Origin of the sequence: Aurantimonas sp. (assembly GCF_964217435.1) — a bacterium.
Classification (GTDB): domain Bacteria; phylum Pseudomonadota; class Alphaproteobacteria; order Rhizobiales; family Rhizobiaceae; genus Aurantimonas; species Aurantimonas coralicida.
Genome location: NZ_CAXPJM010000021.1, coordinates 1 through 7,964 on the forward strand (window position 1 = coordinate 1; position 7,964 = coordinate 7,964).

Below are 7,964 nucleotides of genomic sequence, written 5' to 3' on the forward strand. Positions count from 1 at the left end.
CACCGGAAGAGTATCAGCGTATCCTTGGCCGGATCCGGCAGCTTCAGGGCAACAGCCCGCTCTGGCACGCCGTCGCCTATAACTGCTCGACTTTCACGAACAAGATCGCTGACTTTATGGGCATGGAAACGGTCAACCACCTGCTCTTCCCGCGTAATTACATTGCGGCGCTGAAGAACGCCAATCCTGGCGTCCAGACCCTAAGCGGGAGCGTTGATACGTTAGGGTGAGCTCTTCCGCCGGATAGGCCCCGACAGCCCCGCCCCCTCGACGTCTATAGCATGGATCCAATATCGGACGCCCCGCTGGGATAGGCGAACATGGTCGACTTGAGCTTCTCGGCCGTGATCCCGTGGCGGATCGCAAGTGCGAAGATATTGATGACCTCATCGGCATGCGGACCGACCAAGTGCGCCCCGAGGACGAGGTCGGTCTCTTTGTCCACCAGCACCTTGAAGCCGTAGATCTTCTCCGCCGCCTGACGCGCCGTGAACCACCCCTCCGCGCGGGCGCTCTTCATCCCGAACTTCATGCCCTTATCCCGCGCTTCGGCCTCGGTGAGCCCCACAGCGGCGATCGGCGGAATCGTGAAGGCGACGCTCGGCACGCCGTCGTAGTTTGGCCTCTGCTTGTTGCCTTCGAGCAGATTGGCGGCAGCGACCTTGGCGTCATGGCTCGAAACAGGGGTGAGCGGCGGTCCCATCTGAGCGGCGTCGCCGGCGGCGTAGACCGTCGGATTGGATACGCTTTGAAGGTGCGCGTTCAGGACGAGCCGCCCGTTCTCGTGCTTGATCCCGGCGGCGGCGAGATCGAGGTCGGTGAGAGCCGGCTTGCGCCCGGCGGCGTGCACGACGAGATCGGCCTCTACGGTCAGTTCGCCGTCAAGGTCCATCGCCGAAACTCGATAGCCTTCTCCGGATTTCTCGATCGCGGTCACCTCTGCATCTGTCCGAACGTCGATGCCAAGGTCGCGAAACTTGTCCATCAGCCAGCCGACGAGGTCCGGATCGAAGTGCTTCAGCATGCGCTCGCCATGCTGGAAGATCGTCACCTTGGCGCCGGCGCGGGCGGCGATGTGGGAGAACTCCGCAGCGATGTAGCCGCCGCCGACGAGCACGATCCGCTTGGGCAGCCTCTCGAGCTCCAGAAAACCCTCGTTGTCGATGAGGTGCCCCTCGCCCGGGATGCCGAGCCGCAGCGGCTCCGCACCGGCAGCGATCAGGACATGTCGCGCTTCGACCGGCGTGCCTCCGATGTCGAGCGTGTTCGGTCCGGTAAACCGCGCCCGTCCGTGAAAGGTGTCGATGCCCTTCTCTCCGTAACGCTGCTCGTGCTTGTCCGGAATCGGAACGGTGAAGCTGCGCTTGAAGGCGAGGAGACCTGGCCACTCGAGATGGGTATCTCCTTCCACGCCATGGCCCTGCATGCGCCAGGCGTGGTCGACCGCATCGGCGCCGCCGATCATCATCTTCTTGGGGTCGCAGCCTCTCAAGGCACAGGTGCCGCCGAAGGAGCGGAAATCCGCCACCGCCACGCTCCACCCCGCCGCGCGCACACGCATCGCGGCAACCATCGCTGCCGTCCCGGTGCCGATAATCAGAAGATCGTAGCTGATAGCCATGGTTCATTCCTTTCCTTGAAGTTGGCGGACGCGCCGCCGCGAGGCTGTCCAGCCGAACGGAGCGCCCATGTCGCAGAGGACGTCGGCTCCGCCCAGCGTCGGGAGCGGCATTCCTGGGCGACTATCCGTCATCCGATCGCCGTCTCGATGAGCGTCCCTGAGTTCTCCGGCTTCGGGACGTCGGCCTGAACCGGCCCGGCGCAGCCGCCATTCTCCCGGAATCTCGGGAACGATTTGCTCGGCCGACTCCTCGTCAGAGCGGAAATTGACAATGGCCGATGCCACCGCCGCGGCGAAAGTCCATGCGAGGCCGTCGCCAATCCCGGAGCTCGCGCCCCCTTTCCGGCGGGCTGAGACCGAGAGCGTCGGTCATTGACCCGTCCAGGATGACGGACATTCTCACGCCGCCGGCGGCAACCGCTCCGAGCGAGTCCATCCCGGCCGTCCGGCGCATCACGCAGTAGACCGGTCCCCTGCCAACGCTGGAGGTGTAATGGAGGGCCATGCCTGCGGCTATCGTCTCCGGTTCGTCGACATCGAGACCTGCGTAGTCGGCGAATATCTCGGCCCGGAAGGGCGGGTCCGGTCGGACACGCTGCTCCCTCTGTTCCGTATCGTCGGGCGAGACCGCCCAGGGCGCCTGCTGGGCGTTCATGAGGCATTGCACTTCGCTGCGCAGCAAACGTCTTGGGCGGCGCGATGTTTCAACCGGCGCAACAGGATAGCTTAGCCACATCCTTGCCGAATCCCTGTGCGGCGAGCTTCAGGCCCTCCACTGTGGTGAGATATGGGAAGATGGTCTCACCGAGCGCCCGCGTCGTCATGCCGACCTTCAACGCCATCGAAAGTGTCTGGATGCTGTCGGCGCCCTCGGGCGCGAGGATCTGGCCACCGAGCAGCCGGTCGGTCCTGGCGTCGGCCACGAGCTTGATCAGCCCGCGCGTATCTCTGGCGACCAGTGCCCGCGGCACCTGATCAAGCGGGACGACCGAGGTCTTTGGCTCACATCCCGCGGCGCGTGCACCGGCCTCGGTCAGCCCTACGCCCGCCACCTGAGGATCCGTGAACACGACCCAAGGCATGGCTCCATTGTCGTAGACCAGGCTGTCGCCGTTCAGCGCATTCTTCGCCGCAAGTTTCGCGCCGTAGGCTGCCATGTAGACGAACTGGTCGCGCCCGGTGACGTCGCCCGCGGCATAGACGCCGGGCCGGGTGGTCCGCATGCGGTTGTCGACGACGACCGCGCCGCGCCAGTCGAGTTCGACGCCGGCATCCGTCAGGTTCAGGATTTCCGCGTTGGGACGCCGGCCTGTCGTCGCCAGAACGCGGGCGGCGCTCAGTGTCTCTTCCCTGCCTTCGGAGAGCACGGTGAGCACGGCCCCTTCGTCGTGACGCGCGATGCGACGGTAGAAGACTCCGGTCCGGACCGTTACGCCCTCGTCCCTAAGATAGGCCGTCAGCGCCTCCGAAACCTCGGGCTCGGTTTCGGGCAGGAGACGGGACCGCGTCACGAGCGTCACCGCAGTTCCCAGACGCGCGAACATCTGCGCGAGTTCGCAGCCTATGTAACCGCCGCCGATGACGAGGAGCGAGGCAGGCTGCTCGGTCAGTTCCAGCGCCGTTGTGCTGGTCAGGACCGGCACGTCCCTGATGCCGGCGATGTCCGGGATCACCGGCGATGCCCCGGTTGCGATGATGACTTTTCCCGCACTGAGCGACGCACCATCGACCAGGAGGGCGTCGCCCTCGAAGCGCACCTGGCCTTCGATGTAGTCCACGGCTTCGTAGTCCGGCAGCAGGTCCGCGTACTTCTTCTGCCGCAAGCTTGCAACGAGATCGTCCTTCGCTGCGATGAGCGACGGCCAGTCGGTTACCCGAACTCCGCAGGTGAGCCCCGGGAACCGTTCAGCAGCACTGGCGCCGTGCAGCGCTTCCGCCGCTCGGATCATTGTCTTGGACGGCACGCAGCCGACATTCACGCAGGTGCCGCCGATCGTTCCGTGGCCGATGAGGGCAACCCGCGCACCGAGGTCCGCGGCGGTGATGGCGGCGGAAAATCCGGCCGAACCCGCGCCGACCACCGCGAGATCGTAGCTGCCCTGGCGGGGCATTGAGCAGCATGCATCCATGTCAGCGTCCTTCGGTATTCGATCGAGTGGGGGGCGTGCAGCAATCTGCCGCCCGGCGCTGACGCCAAAGACCGTAGGCGATCAGCCCCAGCGCGACGAAAAGCACCGGCAAGAGCACATAGTCGAGCCAACCGAGCCAGGCCGACAGGCCGACTGCGCCAAGGCCAATGACGAGGATTGGGGTGAAGCAGCAGATCGCGGCGACCACGGCGCCAACGATGCCGGACCTGGTGATGGTGCGATCCTTCATCGCACGTCAGCTTTGCGCCGCTGCCGGATACCCGGCGTTCGTCGAGGCGGCGCGGATCCCCGCGGTATTGGAAATCGCGGGGTCGAAGACGACGGTGGCGGTTTTCGCCTCGAAATCGATCTTGACGGAGCGCACGCCCTCGACGGCCTCCATGGCCAGACGGACAGTTATCGGACAGGTCGCGCAGGTCATGTTCTCCACGTCGAACACCACGGTCTTGAGTTCGGCTTGCGAGGATGCCGTCTGACCGGCGGCTGGCAAACTCTGAATCGCCAGGATCGCCGGCGCCCCCAATAGGACGGCTGCGGCGGTGGAAGCGAAATAGGATTTCATGAAAAGCCTCCTTGCTCAGTAAAGAAGCGGCGCCCACCAGTCGATCGTGATCGCGGCGAGCACTAGGACAGTGGCGGACCAGAGAGCTGTCCTGGTAAGAAGTGCTGATCGCGACCGGGCGCAGACGGAGCCGGGCTCGCAGATCGTGTTCGGCTGGAAGTAGACCTGCCGGAACCCGAGGCCGATGAAGAGGAGCGCGATAGCTGCGAACAAGGGCTTCAGGGGCTCGAGCGCAGTCAGATTGCCGATCCATGCGCCCGAGACGCCGAGCGAGAGAAGGGCCAGCGGCCCAATGCAGCAGCTTGACGCGAAGACCGCCCCAGTGACACCTCCGGCCGCGAACCAGTCCTTCCGGCGGCTTCCGACTTCCTCCGCGGGATGCCAACGTTCCCGGTTCGTGATGCTCATCATCTTCGCCTTTCGATCCTCCGCTCGATCTTCTATAAGGTCTGTAGCAACTACAGGCTCAAGAGGGTTTTTCGCGATGAGCGATCACGCGTCCGGGAGGGGTCTGCGGCGCGCTGAGCTGGCGCGACGAACCGGCTGCAATCTCGAAACCGTCCGCTATTATGAGAAGATCGGTATGATGCCCGATCCGCCGCGCACGGCGGCAGGCTACCGGGTCTACGGCTCGGATCATGTCTCGCGGCTGAAATTCATCCTGCGCGCCAGAGAGCTTGGGTTCTCGATCGAGGAGATTCGGGGGCTTCTCGACCTCGTTGACGGCGGCGACCAGACTTGTGCGGAGATCAAGGAGCGTACCGAACGCCACCTTTCGAACGTGCGGACGAAGATTGCAGACCTCAGACGGATTGAGATAGTGCTTGCGGCGGCGGCGGCCCGATGTTCGGGAGGTGATGTGCCGGACTGCGCGGTTCTGGAAACGCTCGAAGGCTCATGACTGCGCTAAGTTCGTCCTGCTGCGTTCACCCCGCAGCGTTTCACCGCCACGGGTAGGCGCCTCTCCCGGGATCGAGCGTGACCGTCGCATCTGGCCTTATGAGGATTTCGTCCTTGACAGGACGCATCCGTGCGACGCCGTCCTCCACCGGCTACTCGTGGCTCGCGAACCTGCCCGCGACGGTAGCCGATCTGCTCAACTTCCATCGCTGCTGCTGACGGACGAGTACCCCGCCCGACCCTCGCCGTTGGCAGTGTCGGGCGGGATGACGGATGGTCGATCGTGAGACCTCCAGCTTTGAACTCATGCGCCGCGGCGAGGCCGACAAAGCCGAGGCTGATGGCCGCCGCAGTAGCGATATGCATCAACCTCATTTGGGATACCGCGCATAAATCGAGCGGTTCATCGTCGGGACGATCGACAACCGACTGAAGAACGCGGTGGCCAATGGGATCGTGCTCCTTCCCGACAGCATCGAGGACGCGGCGTCGGCCGAGGCCGACGTCCGGGACTTCGTCGACGGCGCGGTGAGGTCCGCGATGGCGGGGGTCGGCCGACTGATGTCCGGTGCCGGCGTCCGTTCGGCGATCGAACGGATCTATACAATGGCCATGGGCGTGCTCGAAGGCTACGCCGACGGTCCAGAGAGAGGCGACGCATGACCAAGCATATCATCTTCGGACGCTTGGGGCCCGCCGACGCCTTCCGGCCGCCGCGCGCCGTGGACACGGTCGCGACCACTCTCGACCTCCTCGACGCCGCGGGAAGCCTGCGTTTCGGTGTGGACCGCGCCCTGAAGCACCTCGCTGGCTGGCACCTGACTCCCACTGCGGTCGGCATCGACCTGATCACGTTGGCGGCCCACGTCCATGCCGCGGACACGCGGCTGAACCGGGTGCAGGCCTCACAGGACGGGTGGATGCGTGAGATCAGCATCGTCGTTCCCGTCTCCGACGTCGCCGTCTGGGATCGGGCGACCGCCGTCCTAGAGCGCATGCTCCGGTTCCTGACCGGCGACCTGTGGGCGGTCCGCTTCCGCCCCCTGCCCCGCTCAGGCCGCCCGCCTTTGTCGCGTCAGCCGAGATCGCGGACACGACATCCGTTCACGGGGGTCTCCCTGTTCTCCGGCGGTCTCGACAGTCTCATCGGGGCAGTCGACGAACTTCACGAGGGGGGGTTTCCCCTTTTCGTCAGCCACGGCGGCGAAGGCGGCGTGAGCGCGCCCCAAGGCAGGCTGTTCCGCGAGCTCGCGGCCCGTCAGGCAGATCACGCGCGTCCGGTCCGGCTCCGCCTGGCCATGACCATCCCGAGCAACCTCGTCGCCGGAATCGGAGGCGAGAACTCCACCCGCGGGCGGTCCTTCCTGTTTTTCGCGGCCGCGGCGTTCGCCGGGTCGTCGTTCGGCCGACCGTTCGATCTCCGGGTTCCGGAGAACGGCCTGATCTCGCTGAACGTGCCGCTCGACGTCACGCGGCTGGGAAGCAACAGCACGCGGACGACGCATCCTTTCTACATCCACCGCTGGAACGAGCTGCTCGCGACCGTCGGCATCCAGGGCCGCGTCGTGAACCCCTACTGGGACCGCACCAAGGGTGAGATGGTCGACGGATGCGCGAACCCGGCCGCCCTCGAGGCGCTGGCGCCGCTGGTCGCTGTCCTGCGCGCACCCGTCGACGAGGCGCTGGTATGCGGGCGACCACGCCCATTGCGGCTACTGCCTCCCCTGCATTATCCGTCGCGCCTCGCTCCTGCGGACGCCGTGGGACGGCAGGGACGAAACCGGGTATGCACTCGACGACCTCACCTCCGAGGTCCTCGATACGACCAAAGCGAAGGGACGGCAGGTGCGAGGCTTCCAATACGCGATCGCCCGCCTTCGGGAGAGGCCGGAACTGGCCGAGACATGGGTCTACAAGCCAGGCCCGCTGCTGGAGGACGCCGCCATCGTGCCAGACCTCGTCGGCGTCTACCGACGCGGCATGGCGGAAGTCGCCGAGGTCCTCGGAGACGTCGAGGCGAGGCCGCTTGATGGTCGCGATGGCTGAGGCCCTGGTCGACTTCCACTGCCACCTCGACCTCTTCCCGGACTTCGAGGAGCTCGTGCGCGAGTGCGACGCGGCGGGGCTCTACACCCTCGCCGTGACGACGACGCCTCGCGCTTGGCGGCGCAACCACAATCTCGCTTCGGCGACCCGACACGTCAGGGCTGCACTCGGCCTGCACCCGCAGCTTGTCGTGGACCACGGGGACGAGATCGCCCTGTTCGAGGCGCTGCTTCCCGAGACACGGTACGTCGGAGAGGTCGGCCTCGACGCCGGACCTGCCCACTTCCGTTCCCTGGAGCGCCAGCGCGAGGTGTTCCGACGCGTCCTAGTGGCGTGCGCGTCTGCCGGTGACAAGGTGCTCTCGGTCCACAGTGTCCGCGCGGCCACGCTGGTTCTGGACATGGTGGAGGCGCACCTACCCCGGGGACGGTCGAACGTCGTCCTGCACTGGTTCTCCGGCAGCAAGGCCGAAGCGCGGCGAGCCGTCGACCTTGGATGCTGGTTCTCGATCAACGCGGCGATGATGCAGTCCGACCGGATGTCGGCCATCGTCAGGACCGTGGTCCCGATCGACCGGATCCTGACGGAGACAGACGGTCCGTTCGCGCGAGAGGGAGACGACGCTGCCCGGCCAGCCGATGTCGGCAGGGCCACCTCAATGCTGGCGTCGTCATTCGGCATTCCC

9 protein-coding genes and 1 pseudogene are annotated in these 7,964 nt (G+C 65.7%); 5 read left to right on the forward strand and 5 right to left on the reverse strand.

Annotated elements, in window-relative coordinates:
• Positions 1-230, forward strand: a pseudogene (locus ACEQX1_RS09255) (hypothetical protein); the annotation flags it as partial.
• 44 nt (positions 231-274) lie between these two features.
• Here the strand turns inward: ACEQX1_RS09255 and ACEQX1_RS09260 are convergent.
• The 5 genes from ACEQX1_RS09260 to ACEQX1_RS09280 form a co-directional block, all read right to left on the reverse strand.
• The gene (locus ACEQX1_RS09260) at positions 275-1,621 is read right to left on the reverse strand and encodes an NAD(P)/FAD-dependent oxidoreductase (protein ID WP_370195760.1); all 1,347 of its coding nucleotides are present in this window, start codon (positions 1,619-1,621) and stop codon (positions 275-277) included.
• A 704-nt stretch (positions 1,622-2,325) separates the two neighbouring features.
• Positions 2,326-3,750 (reverse strand): mercury(II) reductase, encoded by a 1,425-nt coding sequence (gene merA, locus ACEQX1_RS09265; RefSeq protein WP_188077975.1) that lies wholly within the window; start codon positions 3,748-3,750, stop codon positions 2,326-2,328.
• Between the two features lies 1 nt (position 3,751).
• Positions 3,752-4,000 carry a mercury resistance system transport protein MerF gene (merF, locus tag ACEQX1_RS09270; protein ID WP_188077974.1) on the reverse strand — a complete coding sequence of 83 codons (249 nt, stop codon included), beginning with the start codon at positions 3,998-4,000 and terminating at the stop codon, positions 3,752-3,754.
• A 6-nt stretch (positions 4,001-4,006) separates the two neighbouring features.
• A complete protein-coding gene (locus ACEQX1_RS09275) occupies positions 4,007-4,333 on the reverse strand; it encodes a heavy-metal-associated domain-containing protein (RefSeq protein WP_188077973.1) in 327 nt (108 codons plus the stop codon).
• Positions 4,334-4,348: 15 nt separating this feature from the next.
• Positions 4,349-4,741, reverse strand: a complete 393-nt coding sequence (locus ACEQX1_RS09280) for a mercuric transporter MerT family protein (protein ID WP_228241470.1) — start codon at positions 4,739-4,741, stop codon at positions 4,349-4,351.
• Between the two features lie 76 nt (positions 4,742-4,817).
• On the opposite strand from ACEQX1_RS09280, the gene ACEQX1_RS09285 reads away from it, so the two are divergent.
• The 4 genes from ACEQX1_RS09285 to qatD form a co-directional block, all read left to right on the forward strand.
• Positions 4,818-5,234 (forward strand): helix-turn-helix domain-containing protein, encoded by a 417-nt coding sequence (locus tag ACEQX1_RS09285; protein ID WP_009209168.1) that lies wholly within the window; start codon positions 4,818-4,820, stop codon positions 5,232-5,234.
• Positions 5,235-5,674: 440 nt separating this feature from the next.
• Positions 5,675-5,896, forward strand: a complete 222-nt coding sequence (locus ACEQX1_RS09290) for a hypothetical protein (RefSeq protein ID WP_024352278.1) — start codon at positions 5,675-5,677, stop codon at positions 5,894-5,896.
• Entirely contained in the window at positions 5,893-7,263 is a 1,371-nt protein-coding gene (qatC, locus tag ACEQX1_RS09295) for a Qat anti-phage system QueC-like protein QatC (protein WP_370196754.1), read from the forward strand. The genes ACEQX1_RS09290 and qatC overlap by 4 nt, the downstream gene beginning before the upstream one ends.
• The coding region (gene qatD / locus ACEQX1_RS09300) for a Qat anti-phage system TatD family nuclease QatD (protein WP_370196755.1) at positions 7,263-7,964 on the forward strand (702 nt) is incomplete at its 3' end. The genes qatC and qatD, both read left to right, overlap by 1 nt.

Excerpts from the sequence above, each read along its gene's own strand:
- qatC (WP_370196754.1), top strand. The coding sequence starts at position 5,893 with ATGACCAAGCATATCATCTTCGGACGCTTGGGGCCCGCCGACGCCTTC.
- ACEQX1_RS09260 (WP_370195760.1), bottom strand. The coding sequence starts at position 1,621 with ATGGCTATCAGCTACGATCTTCTGATTATCGGCACCGGGACGGCAGCG.
- ACEQX1_RS09275 (WP_188077973.1), bottom strand. The coding sequence starts at position 4,333 with ATGAAATCCTATTTCGCTTCCACCGCCGCAGCCGTCCTATTGGGGGCG.
- merA (WP_188077975.1), bottom strand. The coding sequence starts at position 3,750 with ATGGATGCATGCTGCTCAATGCCCCGCCAGGGCAGCTACGATCTCGCG.
- ACEQX1_RS09285 (WP_009209168.1), top strand. The coding sequence starts at position 4,818 with ATGAGCGATCACGCGTCCGGGAGGGGTCTGCGGCGCGCTGAGCTGGCG.
- merF (WP_188077974.1), bottom strand. The coding sequence starts at position 4,000 with ATGAAGGATCGCACCATCACCAGGTCCGGCATCGTTGGCGCCGTGGTC.
- ACEQX1_RS09280 (WP_228241470.1), bottom strand. The coding sequence starts at position 4,741 with ATGAGCATCACGAACCGGGAACGTTGGCATCCCGCGGAGGAAGTCGGA.